This is a genomic window from Streptomyces durocortorensis, assembly GCF_016901035.1.
In the GTDB taxonomy this organism is placed as follows: domain Bacteria; phylum Actinomycetota; class Actinomycetes; order Streptomycetales; family Streptomycetaceae; genus Streptomyces; species Streptomyces durocortorensis.
Window position 1 is genome coordinate 1 of the sequence record NZ_JAFEUF010000608.1, and the last position, 248, is coordinate 248.

General features: G+C 70.6%; 1 protein-coding gene. It reads left to right on the forward strand.

All coding sequences use genetic code 11. The annotated features are described in order from the left end of the window. Window positions 1-248: helix-hairpin-helix domain-containing protein (locus JS521_RS36245; RefSeq protein WP_443732196.1), on the forward strand; the 248-nt coding region annotated here is incomplete at both ends.

The window sequence follows — 248 nt, forward strand, 5'->3', positions numbered from 1 at the left end:
GTCGCCGACGCCCGCCGCCACGACGTCCCCGTCCTGCCCGTCGACATCAACACCTCCCAGGCCCAGTACGCGGTCGAGCGGACCGGATCGGGGTGGGGTGTGCGGATCTCCCTGTCCACGGTCCACGGCATCTCCGACGACGAGGTCGCCCGGATCACCGCAGGCCAGCCCTACACCTCCCTGCAGGACTTCTACGCCCGCGCCCACCCCAAGCTCCCGACCGTCGAACGCCTCATCAGTATCGGCGC